Annotated in this window: 1 protein-coding gene; it reads right to left on the reverse strand. The window is 33.8% G+C overall.

Annotated elements, in window-relative coordinates:
* The coding region (locus tag AAEZ05_RS30275) for a hypothetical protein (RefSeq protein WP_350650368.1) at positions 1 to 220 on the reverse strand (220 nt) is incomplete at its 3' end.
* Between the last annotated feature and the right edge of the window lie 14 nt (positions 221 to 234).

Genomic DNA, 234 nt, shown 5'->3' on the forward strand with positions numbered 1-234 from the left:
CTAGAAAATAGTCAGTATTGTGGATTTCTTTAAGTTCGTTGTTCTTGTCTTTAACAAAGTAGTAATAACTACCAGATGATGAAATAACGACACTCGCGTCAACTGTTTCATCACTATACATTTCAAATTCAACGAATAAATCATGCATGGTGTATTGATTGGCTAATCCATCCTCTGTTTCTAAGAGGTTGTATTTTTTGTCAAGTTCATAAGCTGTCATGACTTCACTAGTGT

The organism is Pseudomonas sp. HY13-MNA-CIBAN-0226, from assembly GCF_040310305.1.
In the GTDB taxonomy this organism is placed as follows: domain Bacteria; phylum Pseudomonadota; class Gammaproteobacteria; order Pseudomonadales; family Pseudomonadaceae; genus Aquipseudomonas; species Aquipseudomonas gregormendelii.